At 51.7% G+C, this 18,380-nt stretch carries 16 protein-coding genes and 4 tRNA genes; 18 read left to right on the forward strand and 2 right to left on the reverse strand.

The window, feature by feature from the left end:
- Window positions 1-112 precede the first annotated feature (112 nt).
- Complete coding sequence (rhlB, locus tag OGV85_RS01210) at window positions 113-1,381, reverse strand: ATP-dependent RNA helicase RhlB (protein ID WP_003017994.1); 1,269 nt, start codon at window positions 1,379-1,381, stop codon at window positions 113-115.
- Between the two features lie 143 nt (window positions 1,382-1,524).
- Here rhlB and trxA point away from each other — a divergent pair, with 143 nt between their 5' ends.
- From trxA to OGV85_RS01300, 18 genes are all read left to right on the forward strand, one after another.
- Window positions 1,525-1,854, forward strand: coding sequence for a thioredoxin TrxA (gene trxA, locus OGV85_RS01215; protein WP_001280776.1), 330 nt, complete (start codon window positions 1,525-1,527; stop codon window positions 1,852-1,854).
- A 130-nt stretch (window positions 1,855-1,984) separates the two neighbouring features.
- Window positions 1,985-2,104: a rho operon leader peptide gene (locus tag OGV85_RS01220; protein ID WP_049259789.1), complete on the forward strand. Its 120-nt coding sequence runs from the start codon at window positions 1,985-1,987 to the stop codon at window positions 2,102-2,104.
- Between the two features lie 87 nt (window positions 2,105-2,191).
- A complete protein-coding gene (gene rho, locus OGV85_RS01225; protein ID WP_002437993.1) occupies window positions 2,192-3,451 on the forward strand; it encodes a transcription termination factor Rho in 1,260 nt (419 codons plus the stop codon).
- A 238-nt stretch (window positions 3,452-3,689) separates the two neighbouring features.
- The gene (wecA, locus tag OGV85_RS01230; RefSeq protein WP_003017991.1) at window positions 3,690-4,793 is read left to right on the forward strand and encodes a UDP-N-acetylglucosamine--undecaprenyl-phosphate N-acetylglucosaminephosphotransferase; all 1,104 of its coding nucleotides are present in this window, start codon (window positions 3,690-3,692) and stop codon (window positions 4,791-4,793) included.
- A gap of 12 nt (window positions 4,794-4,805) precedes the next feature.
- Window positions 4,806-5,852, forward strand: a complete 1,047-nt coding sequence (gene wzzE / locus OGV85_RS01235) for an ECA polysaccharide chain length modulation protein (protein WP_032950620.1) — start codon at window positions 4,806-4,808, stop codon at window positions 5,850-5,852.
- A gap of 55 nt (window positions 5,853-5,907) precedes the next feature.
- Complete coding sequence (gene wecB, locus OGV85_RS01240; protein ID WP_032950621.1) at window positions 5,908-7,038, forward strand: non-hydrolyzing UDP-N-acetylglucosamine 2-epimerase; 1,131 nt, start codon at window positions 5,908-5,910, stop codon at window positions 7,036-7,038.
- Window positions 7,035-8,297, forward strand: coding sequence for a UDP-N-acetyl-D-mannosamine dehydrogenase (gene wecC, locus OGV85_RS01245; RefSeq protein WP_061547937.1), 1,263 nt, complete (start codon window positions 7,035-7,037; stop codon window positions 8,295-8,297). The genes wecB and wecC overlap by 4 nt, the downstream gene beginning before the upstream one ends.
- Window positions 8,294-8,971, forward strand: coding sequence for a dTDP-4-amino-4,6-dideoxy-D-galactose acyltransferase (rffC, locus tag OGV85_RS01250; protein ID WP_061547938.1), 678 nt, complete (start codon window positions 8,294-8,296; stop codon window positions 8,969-8,971). Before wecC ends, rffC begins: the two co-directional genes overlap by 4 nt.
- A gap of 4 nt (window positions 8,972-8,975) precedes the next feature.
- Complete coding sequence (rffA, locus tag OGV85_RS01255; protein ID WP_061547939.1) at window positions 8,976-10,106, forward strand: dTDP-4-amino-4,6-dideoxygalactose transaminase; 1,131 nt, start codon at window positions 8,976-8,978, stop codon at window positions 10,104-10,106.
- A gap of 1 nt (window position 10,107) precedes the next feature.
- A complete protein-coding gene (wzxE, locus tag OGV85_RS01260; protein ID WP_003017971.1) occupies window positions 10,108-11,358 on the forward strand; it encodes a lipid III flippase WzxE in 1,251 nt (416 codons plus the stop codon).
- Window positions 11,355-12,434 carry a TDP-N-acetylfucosamine:lipid II N-acetylfucosaminyltransferase gene (locus OGV85_RS01265; protein ID WP_003017969.1) on the forward strand — a complete coding sequence of 360 codons (1,080 nt, stop codon included), beginning with the start codon at window positions 11,355-11,357 and terminating at the stop codon, window positions 12,432-12,434. The genes wzxE and OGV85_RS01265 overlap by 4 nt, the downstream gene beginning before the upstream one ends.
- Entirely contained in the window at window positions 12,431-13,786 is a 1,356-nt protein-coding gene (wzyE, locus tag OGV85_RS01270; protein ID WP_003017967.1) for an ECA oligosaccharide polymerase, read from the forward strand. The genes OGV85_RS01265 and wzyE overlap by 4 nt, the downstream gene beginning before the upstream one ends.
- Window positions 13,786-14,526, forward strand: coding sequence for a lipopolysaccharide N-acetylmannosaminouronosyltransferase (gene wecG / locus OGV85_RS01275; protein WP_003017964.1), 741 nt, complete (start codon window positions 13,786-13,788; stop codon window positions 14,524-14,526). The genes wzyE and wecG overlap by 1 nt, the downstream gene beginning before the upstream one ends.
- A 277-nt stretch (window positions 14,527-14,803) precedes the next feature.
- On the forward strand, window positions 14,804-16,189 hold the full coding sequence (gene thrP / locus OGV85_RS01280; RefSeq protein ID WP_003017961.1) for a bifunctional threonine/serine APC transporter ThrP: 1,386 nt from the start codon (window positions 14,804-14,806) through the stop codon (window positions 16,187-16,189).
- 102 nt (window positions 16,190-16,291) lie between these two features.
- A tRNA-Arg gene (locus tag OGV85_RS01285) sits at window positions 16,292-16,368 on the forward strand.
- 56 nt (window positions 16,369-16,424) lie between these two features.
- Window positions 16,425-16,500, forward strand: a tRNA-His gene (locus OGV85_RS01290).
- Window positions 16,501-16,520: 20 nt separating this feature from the next.
- Window positions 16,521-16,606 (forward strand) — tRNA-Leu (locus OGV85_RS01295).
- Window positions 16,607-16,647: 41 nt separating this feature from the next.
- Window positions 16,648-16,724 (forward strand) — tRNA-Pro (locus OGV85_RS01300).
- 455 nt (window positions 16,725-17,179) lie between these two features.
- On the opposite strand, the gene hemY is transcribed toward OGV85_RS01300, so the two are convergent.
- Window positions 17,180-18,379 carry a protoheme IX biogenesis protein HemY gene (hemY, locus tag OGV85_RS01305; protein WP_032938472.1) on the reverse strand — a complete coding sequence of 400 codons (1,200 nt, stop codon included), beginning with the start codon at window positions 18,377-18,379 and terminating at the stop codon, window positions 17,180-17,182.
- Window position 18,380 lies beyond the last annotated feature (1 nt).

Here is an 18,380-nt window from a genome sequence, read left to right on the forward strand (position 1 = left end):
TGTGTTGGCTGCGTTCTCTCACCCGAATCACTTACTAAAGTAGGTTCATCGGGATTCGTTTTCTTGCCGCCTTGATACAGGCTGAATGATTTTGTGTATGGCATAACGTTTCTTAACCTGAACGACGACGATTACGCGGAGCACCACCGGTACGGCGTGGGCCATTGCCTGTGCGCGGGCGCGTTAAGCGCAAAGGCTTCGGCAGATCGGTCATCAGCGCATCCGGGTTATATTTGCTGACCGGAATCGAGTGGCCGATATAGGTCTCGATTGCGGGTAAATTTAGCGCGTACTCTTCACAAGCGAGGCTGATAGAGTGACCGCTTGCGCCAGCACGACCGGTACGACCGATACGGTGAACGTAATCTTCACAGTCATCCGGCAGGTCATAGTTAAATACGTGCGTTACGGCTGGGATATGCAGACCACGTGCAGCAACATCCGTCGCAACGAGAATGTCGATATCGCCACGGGTGAATTCATCAAGGATTCGCAGACGTTTTTTCTGCGCCACGTCACCGGTCAGCAGACCGACACGATGGCCGTCTGCAGCAAGGCTGCCCCAGATATCTTCACAACGATGCTTGGTGTTAGCAAAAACAATGGCGCGATCTGGCCACTCTTCTTCAATCAGCGTTTGCAGCAAACGCATTTTCTCTTCGTTGGAGGGGTAGAAGAGCTCTTCTTTAATGCGATGGCCAGTTTTCTGTTCCGGTTCGACTTCAACGTACTCAGCGTTATTCATTTGTTCGAACGCCAGTTCGCGAACGCGATAAGAGAGGGTTGCAGAAAACAGCATATTCAGACGTTGGGTGGTTGGCGGCATACGACGGAACAGCCAACGGATATCTTTAATAAAGCCCAGATCGTACATACGATCGGCTTCATCCAGCACCACGACCTGAATCGCGCCCAGATTAATGTGGTTCTGTTTTGCATAGTCGATAAGACGACCGGTCGTGCCGATAAGAATATCGACGCCGCTTTCCAGCACTTTCAGCTGTTTATCGTAACCGTCGCCGCCATACGCCAGGCCTAATTTCAGACCAGTGGTCTGTGCCAGCGGCTCGGCATCAGCGTGGATCTGCACGGCTAACTCACGCGTTGGCGCCATAATTAACGCACGCGGTTGGTTCACCTTGCGATCGGCAATCGCGGGATGAGAGAGAAGATAATGAAACGTTGACGTCAGGAACGCCATCGTTTTTCCGGTACCGGTTTGCGCCTGCCCGGCAACATCACGACCAGCCAGCGTTAGCGGCAGCGCGAGGGCCTGAATGGGCGTACAGTTATGAAAGCCTTTGTTTTCAAGGGCTTCTATCACCTTTGGGTGCAGGGCGAAGTCGGAAAACTTCTGTTCTGTTAAATGTGTTTTGCTCATAGTGTGGTAGAATATCAGCTTACTATTGCTTTACGAAAGCGTATCCGGTGAAATAAAGTCAACCTTTAGTTGGTTAATGCTACATCAACACGTCGTTGATTAATGCTACACCAATGCACCAGGCTTATTCCTGTGGAGTTATTATGAGCGATAAAATTATTCACCTGACTGACGACAGTTTTGACACGGATGTACTCAAAGCGGACGGAGCAATCCTCGTTGATTTCTGGGCAGAGTGGTGCGGTCCGTGCAAAATGATCGCTCCGATTCTGGATGAAATCGCTGACGAATATCAGGGCAAACTGACGGTTGCTAAATTGAACATTGACCAAAACCCAGGCACCGCGCCGAAGTATGGTATCCGTGGCATCCCGACCCTGTTGCTGTTTAAAAACGGCGAAGTTGCGGCGACAAAAGTCGGCGCGCTGTCCAAAGGTCAGTTGAAAGAATTCCTCGACGCTAATTTAGCGTAAGGAAGTCTCATGATCGGGCGACCATACTTCGAAATGATTCGGATGACTGGACGCCCGACTTGAGTCGTGCTAAGTTAGTGTTGACTTCGTATTAAACATACCTTATTAAGTTTGAATCTAGTTATATCCAATACTTCCCGTTGTTTCTCGCGCGAGAAGTGGACAGATTCCTGGCTTGTCACTCAATCCGTCTTGTCGTTTCAGTTCTGCGTACTTTCCTGTGACCAGACAGCGAACAGACATGAGTTGATGGCCGTAAACAGGCATGGATGACCCTGCCATACCATTCACAACATTAAGTTCGAGATTTACCCCAAGTTTAAGAACTCACACCATTATGAATCTTACCGAATTAAAGAATACGCCGGTTTCTGAGCTGATCACTCTCGGCGAAAATATGGGCCTTGAAAACCTGGCTCGTATGCGCAAGCAGGACATTATTTTTGCCATCCTGAAGCAGCACGCAAAGAGTGGCGAAGATATCTTTGGTGACGGTGTGCTGGAGATATTGCAGGATGGATTTGGTTTCCTCCGCTCTGCAGACAGCTCCTACCTCGCCGGTCCTGATGACATCTACGTTTCTCCCAGCCAAATCCGCCGTTTCAACCTCCGCACTGGTGATACCATTTCTGGTAAGATTCGCCCGCCGAAAGAAGGTGAACGCTACTTTGCGCTGTTGAAAGTTAACGAAGTTAACTACGACAAACCAGAAAACGCCCGTAACAAAATCCTCTTTGAGAACTTAACGCCGCTGCACGCAAACTCTCGTCTGCGTATGGAGCGTGGTAATGGTTCTACTGAAGATTTAACGGCGCGTGTACTGGATCTGGCATCGCCGATCGGTCGTGGCCAACGTGGTCTGATTGTTGCTCCGCCGAAAGCGGGTAAAACCATGCTGCTGCAGAACATCGCGCAGAGCATTGCATACAATCATCCTGACTGCGTGTTGATGGTGCTGCTGATTGACGAACGTCCGGAAGAAGTTACCGAGATGCAGCGTCTGGTGAAAGGTGAAGTGGTTGCGTCTACCTTTGACGAACCTGCCTCCCGCCACGTTCAGGTTGCGGAAATGGTTATCGAGAAGGCGAAACGTCTGGTTGAACACAAGAAAGACGTTATCATTCTGCTTGACTCCATCACCCGTCTGGCACGTGCATATAACACCGTGGTTCCTGCTTCCGGTAAAGTACTGACCGGTGGTGTGGACGCCAACGCCCTGCATCGTCCGAAGCGTTTCTTTGGTGCTGCACGTAACGTGGAAGAGGGCGGTAGCCTGACCATCATCGCGACTGCGCTGATTGATACCGGCTCTAAAATGGATGAAGTTATCTACGAAGAGTTTAAAGGTACCGGCAACATGGAACTGCATCTCTCCCGTAAGATTGCTGAAAAACGCGTCTTCCCGGCTATCGACTACAACCGTTCTGGTACCCGTAAAGAAGAGCTGCTCACCACCCAGGAAGAGCTGCAGAAAATGTGGATCCTGCGCAAAATCATCCATCCTATGGGTGAAATCGACGCAATGGAATTCCTCATTAACAAACTGGCGATGACCAAGACCAATGACGACTTCTTCGATATGATGAAGCGTTCCTGATTCGGGCATCATCTGAAAACGCCACGTTTTTACGTGGCGTTTTGCTTTTGTGGATGTAATCTTAACGACACAATAATAATAATCCGGTATGACATACCGCCTGGTGACGAAGGGTTGTAATTCGTATTTTGTGGTTAATAATCATACAGAACCACCTGATATGGAGTCGGGTTTCTCTTCTGAATAATCGCCTGGATGGTTATACTTCATATATTGATATTCTCTGAGAGTATGTATAGTGAATTTACTGACAGCAAGTACTGATCTCATCAGTATTTTTTTATTCACAACGCTGTTTCTTTTCTTTGCCCGCAAGGTTGCGAAAAAGATTGGATTGGTGGATAAACCCAACTTCCGTAAACGTCATCAGGGACTGATTCCGCTGGTTGGGGGGATTTCGGTTTACGCAGGCATTTGCTTTACCTTCCTCATCGCCGATTATTATATCCCGCATGCTACTCTCTACCTGGCCTGTGCCGGTGTGCTGGTGTTTATCGGTGCCCTGGACGATCGTTTTGATATCAGTGTAAAAATCCGCGCGACCATCCAGGCCCTTATTGGCATCATTATGATGTCAGTGGGCAAACTCTATCTGCTAAGCCTTGGCTATATTTTCGGCCCTTGGGAGATGGTGCTCGGTCCTTTTGGTTATTTCCTGACCCTGTTTGCCGTCTGGGCGGCGATTAACGCCTTCAATATGGTCGATGGGATCGATGGTCTGCTCGGTGGGCTATCCAGCGTCTCATTCGCAGCGATGGGGCTTATTCTGTGGTTCGATGGCCAGACAAGCCTGGCAATCTGGTGTTTTGCCATGATCGCCGCCATTCTGCCTTACATCCTACTGAACCTGGGGATTCTCGGACGCCGCTATAAAGTCTTTATGGGGGATGCGGGAAGTACGTTGATTGGTTTTACGGTGATTTGGATTCTGCTGGAGACTACCCAGGGGCCAACGCATCCTATTAGCCCGGTCACGGCTCTGTGGATTATTGCCATTCCGTTAATGGATATGGTGGCAATTATGTATCGCCGTTTACGTAAAGGCATGAGCCCTTTCTCCCCGGATCGCCAACATATTCACCATTTAATCATGCGCGCCGGGTTTACTTCCCGACAGGCTTTTGTCCTGATTACGCTGGCTGCTGCGATCCTGGCTTCTATCGGCGTGTTGGCTGAATATTCTCGTATTGTCCCGGAATGGGTGATGTTGGTGCTCTTTTTACTGGCGTTTGTCCTGTACGACATCTGTATAAAACGCGCCTGGAAGGTGGCGAGATTTATCAAACGCTGGAAGCGCAAGTTGCGTAGAAACCGTGACAGTAAACCAAACTTAACCAAATAAATTGAGGGTACGATGACACAACCATTACCGGGGGAACATGCCATGAGCGCTGAAAATGAACTGGACATCCGTGGGTTGTTTCGTACTTTGTGGACAGGGAAGGTGTGGATCGTCGGTATGGCTCTCGCCTTCGCGTTAGTCGCTCTCGCCTATACGTTCTTTGCTCGTCAGGAGTGGAGTGCGACGGCGATTTCAGACAGGCCAACGGTCAATATGTTGGGCGGCTATTACTCTCAGCAGCAGTTTTTGCGTAACCTGGACATCAAGGCCAGTCTTGCATCTGCGGATCAACCGTCAGTGATGGATGAAGCCTATAAAGAATTTATTATGCAGCTTGCCTCATGGGATACGCGCCGTGAATTCTGGCAGCAGACAGATTACTACAAGCAACGTATGGTGGGTAACAGCAAAGCCGATGCGGCGATGCTGGATGAACTGATCAATAACATTCAGTTTATGCCTGGCGATGCGGTTCGTAATACCAATGACAGCGTGAAGCTGATTGCCGAGACGGCACCTGATGCCAACAATCTGTTGCGTCAGTACGTTGCGTTTGCCAGTCAGCGTGCTGCGCGTCATCTGAACGACGAGTTAAAGGGAGCCTGGGCTGCACGCACCGTGCAGATGAAGGCACAAGTTAAACGCCAGGAAGAAGTGGCGAAATCGCTCTTCTCCCGCCGTGTTCACAACATTGAGCAGGCGCTCAAAATTGCTGAACAGCATAATATTTCGCGTACTTCTACGGATGTTCCTGCTGAGGAATTACCGGATTCTGAACTGTTCTTGCTTGGACGTCCTATGCTGCAGGCGCGACTCGAGAACCTGCAATCTGTTGGTCCTGATTTCGATCTGGACTACTTCCAAAACCGAGCCATGCTTAACACACTGAACGTTGGGCCAACTCTGGATCCGCGTTTTCAGACCTATCGTTATTTGCGTACGCCGGAAGAACCGGTAAAACGTGACAGCCCTCGTCGTGCTTTCCTGATGATTATGTGGGGCATCGTTGGGGCTCTGATCGGTGCTGGTGTCGCGTTAACCCGCCGCCGCACGATCTAGCAATATCGTTGCAGTGAGGGGCTGGGCCCTCACTGCCAATCCGAAGAGAATCGATGTGAAAGTACTGACTGTATTTGGCACGCGACCAGAGGCCATAAAAATGGCACCTCTGGTTCATGCGTTGGCAAAAGATCCTGATTTTGAGGCAAAAGTTTGCGTCACGGCGCAGCATCGGGAGATGCTCGATCAGGTGTTGAACCTCTTTTCCATTGTACCTGACTACGATCTCAACATTATGCAGCCAGGTCAGGGACTAACAGAAATTACCTGCCGAATACTGGAAGGATTAAAGCCAATTCTGGCTGATTTTAAACCTGATGTGGTGTTGGTTCATGGTGATACCACAACGACCATTGCCACGAGTCTGGCTGCGTTCTATCAGCGCATCCCGGTGGGGCATGTAGAGGCTGGTTTACGTACTGGTGATCTCTACTCTCCCTGGCCAGAAGAGGCGAATCGGACGCTGACCGGGCGTCTGGCTATGTATCATTTTGCGCCAACAGAAAACTCGCGCCAAAATTTGTTACGGGAAGCTATTCCCGAAAATCGTATTTTCGTCACAGGCAATACGGTGATTGATGCGTTGATCTGGGTTCGCGACCGCGTACTGGCGAACGATGAATTGCGTGCTGAATTAGCAGAGCATTATCCTTTCCTGAGCTCGGATAAAAAGATGATACTGGTGACCGGTCATCGTCGTGAAAGCTTCGGTCGCGGTTTTGAACGCATATGTCACGCGCTGGCGGAAATTGCTGCGGCTAATCAGAACGTACAGATTGTCTATCCGGTGCACCTGAATCCTAACGTTAGCGAACCGGTTAATCGCATTCTGGGTCACGTTGAAAACGTCATCCTGATTGAACCGCAGGATTACATGCCGTTTGTCTGGCTGATGAATCATGCCTGGCTGATCCTGACCGACTCCGGTGGGATTCAGGAAGAAGCCCCATCTTTGGGGAAACCGGTACTGGTGATGCGCGAAACGACGGAACGTCCGGAAGCGATTACTGCAGGTACAGTACGTCTGGTAGGGACAGACCCGCAGCGTATTGTCGAAGAAGTCACGCGTTTGCTGCATGACGATAATGAATATCAGACCATGAGCCGCGCCCATAATCCGTATGGTGACGGGCAGGCATGTGGCCGCATTTTACACGCGTTAAAAAATAATCGGATATCGCTATGAGTTTTACGACCATTTCTGTCATTGGGCTGGGTTATATCGGACTGCCGACGGCGGCTGCCTTTGCTTCCCGTCAAAAGCATGTGATTGGCGTAGATGTAAATCAACACGCGGTGGATACCATTAATCGCGGTGAAATTCATATCGTTGAGCCAGATTTGGGCGCCGTGGTGAAAACGGCGGTCGAAAATGGATTTCTGCGTGCGACCACAACCCCTGTAGATGCGGATGCCTTTCTGATTGCTGTGCCTACTCCGTTTAAGGGGGAGCACGAACCCGATATGGTTTATGTGGAAGCCGCAGCCAAGTCTCTTGCTCCGGTGCTGAAAAAAGGCGCGTTGGTGATCCTTGAATCGACGTCGCCTGTCGGGGCTACCGAACAGATGGCCACATGGCTGGCTGAAATGCGTCCTGATTTGACTTTCCCGCAGCAGGTCGGTGAACAGGCTGACGTTAACATTGCTTATTGTCCAGAACGCGTGCTGCCGGGCCAGGTGATGGTTGAACTGATTAAAAACGACCGCGTGATTGGGGGAATGACCTCCGTCTGTTCCGCGCGTGCTAGCGAACTGTACAACATTTTCCTTGAGGGTGAATGTGTCGTGACCAACGCGCGCACTGCGGAAATGTGCAAGCTGACTGAAAATAGCTTCCGCGACGTCAATATCGCCTTCGCTAATGAGTTGTCGCTGATTTGCGCCGATCAGGGGATCAACGTCTGGGAACTGATTCGCCTGGCAAATCGCCATCCGCGCGTGAATATTTTGCAACCGGGTCCGGGTGTTGGCGGGCACTGTATTGCGGTTGATCCGTGGTTTATCGTGGCGCAGAACCCGCAGCAGGCGAAATTGATTCGCACCGCGCGTGAGGTAAACGACGGTAAGCCTCATTGGGTGGTCGATCGGGTAAAAGCTGCCGTGGCCGACTGTCTGGCAGATACCAATAAACGGGCCAGCGAAGTGAAAATTGCCTGTTTTGGTCTGGCATTTAAACCGAATATTGATGATTTACGTGAAAGCCCGGCGATGGGAATTGCGCAAAGTATCGCGCATTGGCACAAAGGCGAAACATTGGTGGTGGAACCGAATATCCATCAACTGCCGAAAAAACTGGACGGTCTGTGCCAACTGGCAACGCTGGACGATGCCCTGGGAAGCGCCGATGTGCTGGTCTTGCTGGTTGACCACAATGAATTTAAAGTCATTAAAGGCGATGCGGTTCACCAGCAATATGTCGTTGATACCAAAGGGGTCTGGCGGTGAAAATCCGCGCCAGTATTGAGCCGCTTAGCTGGGAAAATACGTTCTTTGGCGTCAATAGCGCCATTGTACGTTTTGACCAACATGCGCCGGTTCTGACTGCGGATGCGTTGCAGCCCTGGTCGCGGGTACAGGCAAAAATACCTGCCGCCAATACCCAAGCATTAGATGCCCTGCAACAGCTGGGCTTCTCACTGGTTGAAGGTGAAGTGGATTTTGTGCTGCCAGTGACGTGTGCACATGGTGACCCCGGTGCGCAGGTCGCACAAACTACGGATATCCCTGCATTACGCCATCTGGCAGGACAGGTGTTCGCGCAAAGTCGTTTTCGCGCCCCGTGGTATGCCGCAGATGCCAGCGCGCGTTTTTATGCGCAGTGGATTGAAAACGCGGTGCTGGGGACGTTCGATCATCAATGCCTCGTTTTTCGTACACCAACAGGTGAGATTCGTGGCTATGTCTCGCTGCGTGAACTGAATGCGACCGAGGCGCGAATTGGCCTGCTAGCCGGGCGTGGGGCGGGAGCAGAACTGATGCAGGCCGCGCTTTGCTGGGCGCAGGCTCACGGTAAAACAGCACTGCGTGTGGCGACCCAAATGGGCAATACCGCCGCGCTTAAACGTTATATACACAGTGGTGCGAATGTGGAAAGCACCGCGTATTGGTTATACAGGTGACACGATGATTCCATTTAACGCACCGCCGGTGGTGGGCACTGAACTCGATTACATGCAGGCTGCGATGAACAGCGGCAAACTGTGTGGCGACGGCGGTTTTACCCGTCGCTGCCAGCAGTGGCTGGAACAGCATTTTGGCAGCGAGAAAGTATTGCTGACGCCTTCCTGCACCGCATCGCTTGAGATGGCGGCATTGCTGCTGGATATCCAGCCTGGCGATGAAGTCATTATGCCAAGCTATACGTTTGTCTCCACGGCCAATGCTTTCGTGCTGCGAGGCGCGAAAATTGTCTTTGTTGATATCCGCCCGGATACCATGAACATTGACGAAACGCTGATTGAAGCGGCGATCACCGACAAAACCCGCGCGATTGTGCCGGTGCATTACGCGGGTGTGGCCTGCGAAATGGATACTATTATGACGCTGGCGACCAAACATAACCTGTTTGTGGTGGAAGATGCGGCCCAGGGCGTTATGTCGACTTACAAAGGTCGGGCGCTGGGGACGATTGGTCACATCGGTTGCTTTAGCTTTCATGAGACCAAAAACTATACCGCAGGTGGTGAAGGCGGCGCGACGCTGATTAATGATAAAAAATTAGTCGAACGTGCAGAGATCATCCGTGAAAAAGGGACAAACCGCAGCCAGTTTTTCCGTGGCCAGGTAGATAAATATACCTGGCGTGATATCGGCTCCAGTTATTTGATGTCCGATCTACAGGCCGCCTATCTGTGGGCGCAGCTGGAAGCAGCGGACCGCATTAACCAGCAGCGTCTGACTCTGTGGCAGAACTACTATGATGCTCTTGAACCGCTGGCGCGTACCGGACGTATCGAGCTGCCTTCTGTACCGGACGACTGCGTGCAAAACGCCCATATGTTTTACATCAAGCTGCGCGATATCGACGATCGCACGGCGTTGATTAACTTCCTAAAAGAAGCTGAAATTATGGCGGTGTTCCACTATATCCCGCTGCATGATTGCCCGGCTGGCGACAAATTCGGCGTATTTGCCGGTGTTGATCGTTACACCACCAAAGAGAGCGAGCGTTTGCTGCGTTTACCGTTGTTCTACAACCTGTCGCCGGTCAACCAGCGAACGGTAATTTCGACCTTACTCAACTACTTCGCCTGAAATGTCGCTTGCTAAAGCGTCCTTATGGACGGCAGCCAGTACGCTGGTAAAAATTGGTGCGGGTTTGCTGGTCGTGAAGCTGCTGGCGGTGTCGTTTGGCCCGGCAGGCGTGGGGCAGGCGGGTAACTTCCGCCAGATGGTCACCGTGCTTGGTGTCCTGGCGGGGGCCGGCATTTTCAACGGCGTCACGAAATATGTTGCGCAGCACCATGACGATCCGACCCGGCTCCGCAAGGTCGTCGGTACATCTTCCGCGATGGTGCTGGGATTCTCTACGCTGATGGCGGTGATTTTTCTGCTGGCGGCCGCACCAATCAGTCAGGGATTGTTTGGTCATACTCATTATCAGGGGCTGGTAAGACTGGTTGCGCTGGTGCAGATGGGCATTGCCTGGGCGAATCTGCTGTTGGCGTTGATGAAGGGTTTTCGAGATGCGGCGGGTAACGCGCTGTCGCTGATTGTGGGTAGCCTGGTGGGCGTAGTGGCTTATTATGGCTGTTATCGCCTGGGAGGGTATGAAGGCGCTTTGCTGGGTTTGGCGTTAGTGCCCGCGTTGGTCGTTATCCCTGCCGCTATTATGCTGATTAAGCGCGGGGCGATTCCTCTGCATTACCTGAAACCCTCGTGGGATAACGGTCTGGCTGGACAGCTAAGCAAGTTTACGCTGATGGCGCTGATTACCTCCGTAACGTTGCCTGTGGCATACGTGATGATGCGAAACCTGCTGGCGGCGCAGTACAGTTGGGATGATGTTGGGATTTGGCAGGGGGTAAGCAGTATCTCTGATGCTTATCTGCAATTCATTACCGCTTCATTCAGCGTTTACTTGCTGCCGACGTTGTCGCGACTGACTGAAAAGCGCGACATTACGCGCGAGGTGGTTAAGTCGCTGAAGTTCGTGTTACCAGCAGTTGCCGCTGCGAGCTTTACCGTTTGGCTACTGCGTGACTTTGCTATCTGGCTGCTTTTCTCCGCAAAATTCACCGCCATGCGCGATCTGTTTGCCTGGCAACTGGTTGGCGATGTACTAAAAGTTGGGGCGTATGTCTTTGGGTATCTGGTGATCGCGAAAGCATCACTGCGGTTTTATATTTTGGCTGAAATTAGCCAGTTCATGTTATTGACGGTGTTTGCTCACTGGCTGATCCCTGCACATGGTGCGCTGGGAGCGGCACAGGCTTATATGGCAACGTACATCGTCTATTTTTCTCTTTGTTGTGGCGTGTTTTTACTCTGGCGTAGGCGGGCATGACTGTACTGATTCACGTTCTGGGATCGGATATCCCTCACCATAACCAAACCGTGCTGCGGTTTTTCAACGACTCGCTTGCCGCGACGAGCGAGCACGCGCGCACGTTTATGGTTGCCGGTCAGGATGCGGGATTCAGTGAGAGCTGCCCGGCGTTATCGCTGAGTTTCTACAGCGGGAAAAAAGCGTTAGCCGAAGCAGTTATTGCGAAAGCAAAAGCGAATCGCCAACAGCGATTCTTCTTCCACGGTCAGTTCAACACCAGCCTGTGGTTGGCGCTGCTGAGCGGGGGAATTAAACCGACGCAGTTTTACTGGCATATCTGGGGTGCTGATTTATACGAAGTCTCCAGTGGGCTGAAATTCCGCCTGTTTTACCCGATTCGCCGCATGGCGCAGAACCGCGTGGGCTGCGTATTTGCCACGCGGGGCGATTTACGTTATTTCGCCGAGCAGCATCCGCATGTACGGGGTGAGTTGCTCTATTTCCCAACGCGAATGGATCCTTCACTCAATAACATGAGCAATGATTGTCAGCGCAGCGGCAAGATGACGGTGCTGGTTGGCAACTCTGGCGATTGCAGCAATGAGCATGTTGCCGCGCTGCGTGCTGTCCATCAGCAGTTCGGCGACACGGTGAACGTGATTGTGCCGATGGGTTACCCCGCCAATAATGATGCCTATATCGACGAGGTTCGCCAGGCCGGTATGGCATTATTTAGCGCTGATAATCTGCAAATTTTAAGTGAAAAGCTGGAATTTGATGCCTATCTAACATTATTGCGGCAATGCGATTTGGGTTACTTTATTTTTGCCCGGCAGCAGGGGATCGGTACCCTGTGTTTGCTGATCCAGGCGGGTATCCCGTGCGTGCTCAACCGTGAAAATCCCTTCTGGCAGGATATGGTGGAACAGAATCTTCCAGTGTTATTTACCACGGATGATCTCAATGAAGGCGTCGTACGTGAAGCGCAGCGCCAGTTGGCATCGGTAGATAAAAACACGATTACCTTCTTTAGCCCGAATTATCTGCAGCCGTGGTATAACGCGCTGCGCATTGCTTCAGGAGAAACCGTATGAGCCTGATGCAATTCAGCGGTCTGCTGGTAGTCTGGCTGCTCTCTACCTTATTTATCGCCACGCTGACCTGGTTTGAGTTCCGCCGCGTACGTTTTAACTTCAATGTTTTCTTCTCATTGTTGTTCTTGCTGACGTTCTTCTTCGGATTCCCGTTAACCAGCATCCTGGTGTTCCGCTTTGATGTGGCAGTGGCTCCGCCGGAGATCCTGCTGCAGGCCTTGCTGTCAGCAGCCTGTTTCTATGCCGTCTACTACGTGACGTATAAAACGCGATTGCGTAAGCGAGTAGAGGGTAAGCCGCGCAGGCCGCTGTTTACCATCAATCGCGTTGAAGCCCATTTGACCTGGGTTATCCTGATGGCGATTGCGCTGGTGAGCGTGGGCGTCTTCTTTATGCACAACGGATTCCTGCTGTTCAGACTGCAATCCTATAGCCAGATTTTTTCCAGCGAAGTCTCTGGGGTCGCTCTGAAGCGTTTCTTCTACTTCTTCATTCCGGCCATGCTGGTGGTTTATTTCCTGCGTCAGGACAGCAAAGCGTGGTTGTTCTTCCTGGTGAGCACCGTCGCGTTTGGTTTGCTGACCTATATGATTGTGGGCGGGACACGCGCCAATATCATAATCGCGTTTGCCATCTTCTTGTTTATCGGCATTATTCGCGGCTGGATTTCTCTGTGGATGTTGGTCGCCGCAGGCGTGCTGGGTATTGTCGGGATGTTCTGGCTGGCCTTGAAGCGCTACGGAATGAGCGTTAGTGGCGATGAGGCGTTCTATACGTTCCTGTACCTTACGCGCGACACTTTCTCGCCGTGGGAGAACCTGGCGCTGTTGCTGCAGAATTACCACAATATTGAGTTCCAGGGGCTGGCGCCGATTGTCCGTGACTTCTACGTCTTTATTCCTTCCTGGCTGTGGCCTGGGCGGCCGAGTATTGTACTCAACTCAGCGAACTACTTTACCTGGGAAGTGTTGAACAACCACTCAGGACTGGCGATTTCGCCGACGTTAATTGGTTCGCTGGTGGTGATGGGCGGGGCGCTTTTTATACCATTAGGCGCGATTGTCGTTGGACTCATTATCAAGTGGTTCGACTGGCTGTATGAGCTAGGTAACCAAGAAACCAATCGCTATAAGGCGGCGATTTTGCACAGTTTCTGTTTTGGCGCCATTTTCAATATGATCGTGTTGGCACGTGAAGGGCTGGATTCGTTTGTCTCGCGAGTGGTCTTTTTCCTCGTGATTTTTGGCGTTTGCCTACTGATGGCAAAACTGCTGTTTTGGCTATTCGATAGCGCAGGACTCATCCATAAACGAATCAAGTCGCTGCCCCGGACACAAATTGAAGGATCGTAATGACAGATAATACAACTGCGCCGCTGTATTCGCTGCGCGGATTACAACTGATTGGCTGGCGCGATATGCAACATGCGCTGAATTACCTGTTTGCCGAAGGACACCTCAGGTCAGGAACGCTGGTGGCTATCAACGCTGAGAAAATGCTGACAGCAGAAGATAATCCTGAAGTGAGGGAGCTGATCAACGCCGCGGAGTTCAAATATGCTGATGGGATTAGCGTGGTGCGTTCGGTGCGCAAAAAATTCCCGCAGGCGCAGGTTTCACGTGTGGCCGGTGCTGACCTTTGGGAAGCGCTGATGGCGCGAGCTGGGCAAAACGGAACGCCTGTTTTCCTGGTTGGTGGCAAGCCTGAAGTTCTGGCGCAAACAGAAGCAAAACTACGTGCACAGTGGCGTGTGAACATTGTGGGTAGCCAGGATGGTTATTTTACCCCAGAGCAGCGTCAGGCGTTATTTGAGCGTATTCACGCCAGCGGCGCGCAAATTGTGACGGTGGCGATGGGGTCGCCGAAACAAGAGATCTTTATGCGTGATTGCCGCAAGACTCACCCTGACGCGCTGTATATGGGCGTGGGTGGCACTTACGACGTCTTTACCGGTCACGTTAAGCGTGCGCCTAAAATCTGGCAAAATCTGGGGCTGGAGTGGCTGTATCGCTTATTGTCGCAACCGAGCCGTATTACTCGACAACTTCGCTTATTACGCTATCTCCGCTGGCACTATACAGGCAACCTCTGACGCCCTCTCTCCTCTGATAAGTAGCGTGATCTGCTAATTACGCTACTTATTTACAACATAATCGCTGCTTTCTCGCACAATATATTCATTTTTTGAATGCTTTAATTGCCATTTAAGCGATTTTAGGAAACCATTCGCAACAATCATTCCAGTGCCGTGGAGTTTTGACGCCAACCGCTAAGCGGTCGGTGTCGTATGGCCTGTTATGACATAACAAGATGTACCCATAACGAGAACCGGTAATACCGGACAGCATGCAAACACAACAAGAGGATTTATGGCCGAGAACAAACCTGAGCTACAGCGTGGGCTGGAGGCTCGTCACATCGAATTAATTGCCCTCGGGGGCACTATTGGCGTCGGGCTGTTTATGGGGGCCGCCAGTACCCTGAAATGGGCGGGACCTTCGGTTCTGCTGGCGTATATCGTCGCCGGGCTGTTCGTATTTTTCATTATGCGTTCTATGGGGGAGATGTTATTCCTCGAGCCGGTTGCCGGTTCATTCGCTGTTTACGCTCACCGTTATATGAGCCCCTTCTTTGGCTATCTCACCGCCTGGTCATACTGGTTTATGTGGATGGCGGTGGGGATCTCAGAGATTACCGCCATCGGGGTGTACGTCCAGTTCTGGTTCCCGGAAATGGCGCAATGGATACCCGCACTGATCGCGGTCGGATTGGTTGCATTGGCGAACCTCGCCGCAGTTCGCTTGTATGGTGAAATTGAGTTCTGGTTTGCCATGATCAAAGTGACCACCATCATTGTGATGATCGTCATTGGGTTAGGGGTGATTTTCTTCGGTTTTGGTAATGGCGGTCAGGCGATCGGCTTTGGCAACCTGACCGAACACGGCGGTTTCTTTGCCGGTGGTTGGAAGGGCTTCCTGACGGCATTGTGTATTGTCGTGGCTTCTTACCAGGGCGTGGAGCTGATCGGCATTACTGCAGGTGAAGCGAAGAACCCACAGGTCACGCTGCGTAGCGCGGTAGGTAAAGTGCTGTGGCGTATCCTGATTTTCTACGTTGGCGCAATTTTTGTTATCGTCACTATTTTCCCGTGGAATGAGATTGGCAGCAACGGCAGTCCGTTTGTTCTCACCTTTGCCAAGATTGGTATTACCGCCGCGGCGGGGATTATTAACTTTGTGGTCCTGACGGCGGCGCTGTCTGGCTGTAACAGCGGCATGTACAGCTGTGGGCGTATGCTCTACGCGCTGGCCAAGAATCGCCAGCTCCCCGCCGCTGTTGGGAAAGTTTCTCGCCATGGCGTACCGGTTGCCGGCGTGGCCATTTCTATCGCGATCCTGCTGATTGGTTCGTGCCTGAACTACATCATTCCCAATCCGCAGCGCGTGTTTGTTTATGTCTATAGCGCCAGCGTGTTGCCGGGGATGGTGCCGTGGTTTGTGATCCTGATAAGCCAGCTGCGTTTCCGTCAGGCGCATAAAGCGGCGATTGCCAGTCATCCATTCCGCTCCATTCTGTTCCCGTGGGCGAATTATTTGACGATGGCGTTCCTGATTTGCGTATTAATTGGCATGTACTTTAATGAAGATACCCGAATGTCGCTTTTTGTTGGCATGGGTTTCTTACTGGCCGTGACGTTCATTTATAAGGTTTTTGGTCTGAATCGTCATGGCACAGCCCATAAATTGCGGGAATAAGCGACAAAACGCACAAACCATGACCAAACGATAATTTATTTTAAAAAAGCACTAGACAGAAGACCGAGACCTCCGTAATATCCAGCCCCGCAACGGCGCTAAGCGCCCGTAGCTCAGCTGGATAGAGCGCTGCCCTCCGGAGGCAGAGGTCTCAGGTTCGAATCCTGTCGGGCGCACCATTTAGTAGGGTGCCAGAGCTGCGGTGGTTTTAATACCGCGTAAAAGATTTGCAGTGGTGGCTATAGCTCAGTTGGTAGAGCCCTGGATTGTGATTCCAGTTGTCGTGGGTTCGAATCCCATTAGCCACCCCATTAATTTAAAGTTGTGAAATGCGAAGGTGGCGGAATTGGTAGACGCGCTAGCTTCAGGTGTTAGTGTCCTTAGGATGTGGGGGTTCGAGTCCCCCCCCTCGCACCACGACTTAAAGAATTGAACTAAAAATTCAAAAAGCAGTAAAACGGCGAGTAGCGCAGCTTGGTAGCGCAACTGGTTTGGGACCAGTGGGTCGGAGGTTCGAATCCTCTCTCGCCGACCAATTTTGAACCCCGCTTCGGCGGGGTTTTTTGTTTTCTGATTTTCCCTTCTCTGCCTTTATTCCCGCGAATTACCTGATGTCTTAAAAAGTCCGAATACCTGGTTTTTGCAGTGCAATCGTGGCATGCCTTGTGCAATAATATGCAGGTAGATGCTCATTCCATCTCTTATGTTCGCCCTCTGGCCTCATAAACTCAGGAATGATGCAGAGCCGTTTACGGTGCTTATCGTCCACAGACAGATGTCGCGTAGCCTCATCAAACACCATGGACATAACGTTGAGTGAAGCACCCATTTATGTTGTCATACAGACCTGTTTAACGCCTGCTCCTTACCGAGCGGGCGTTTTTTTATGCATACACAAAATCCTTCGAGCTGCTTCTCGAATGATTTTGTGTATACGAGATGAAAAATATGTAGGCCCGGTAAGCGAAAGCGCCACCGGGCATTCAGGAGTTACTGCGGGGGATTGTTGTTCTGCAACGTCAACATCAGGCCATCACGACGCATGGTGGCGGCTTCTTCCGGCTGATGCAGTCTGTCCAGCGCGTCAGCAAGCCAGGCGTAGTCATAGGCATCCGGGCGCTGTTTGAGAGCGGCACGGAAGGCGAGCGTGGCTTCCTGCCATTCCCCATGCTTCATTAACGACTGACCCAGCGTACTCCACAGCAACGGGCGATCGCCCACGGCTTTAATCTGCTGGCGCAGCACTTTTTCTATCTGTTCCGGATTATTGGTTTTCAGACGCGGGATTGGCAGCACCAGGCGGTCATCGTACTGACGTTTCAAACCATCAATGATGACCTGCTGCGCCGTATCGTGATCGTCACACTCAATCAGATGTTCAGCCATTGCTACCTGCAAAGCAACCTGATGACGGGTTTTACGGTTCTGGTTTTTCCACCATGCACGCAGCCCCTCGCTGCCCTGATCGGCACGGACCTGATCCATCAAGCCAACCCATGCCTGTTGTTCCAGCATGGCGCGGTGCTCGTCATCACCCACATGCGCTTTTGCCATGGATGGGATAATATCCAGCAAGGAACTCCATGCGCCGGTGCGAATGTAGGCCTGCTCAGCCAGACGCAGCACTTCCGGATGACGTGGCGTTACTTCCAGCAGTTTGTCTATGCTGTGGCGTGCGGCGTGATTTTCATTACGCGCCAGTTGCAGGCGAACGCGAGCGATTTCTACCGGGATCGTATCATTTCCCGCCAGTTCGGTAGCACGCTCAAGGTGTTGGTTGGCGCGAGCTTCGTCACCGCGCTGCTGAGCCGCTTCTGCCGCCAGCAGGTAATTCACTACTGGCTGTTCTGCATGATCGGCATTTTTCGACATCAGCTTCTCAACCTGCTGATAGTCACCTTCTGCCAGTTTGAGCAGCGCCTGTTCGGTCTGCTTACGGGCGCGACGACGTTTACGACCCACAAACCACCCACGGGTATGTGCGCCAGTGCGGAAAATTCGGCGCAACAGCCATTCAATCGCAAACAGGACGACCATGGCGACGATCAGTATGATCACCAGGCCCGTCACACTGGTTTCGATATTGTAGTTATCCGTCTGGATCAACACGTAGCCCTGATGACCGGCTATCATCGGACCGACGACGATCCCGGCGATCAACAGCACAAAGAGCAACAATACTTTTAGCATC

Origin of the sequence: Citrobacter sp. Cf132 (assembly GCF_030333885.1) — a bacterium.
Classification (GTDB): domain Bacteria; phylum Pseudomonadota; class Gammaproteobacteria; order Enterobacterales; family Enterobacteriaceae; genus Citrobacter; species Citrobacter freundii.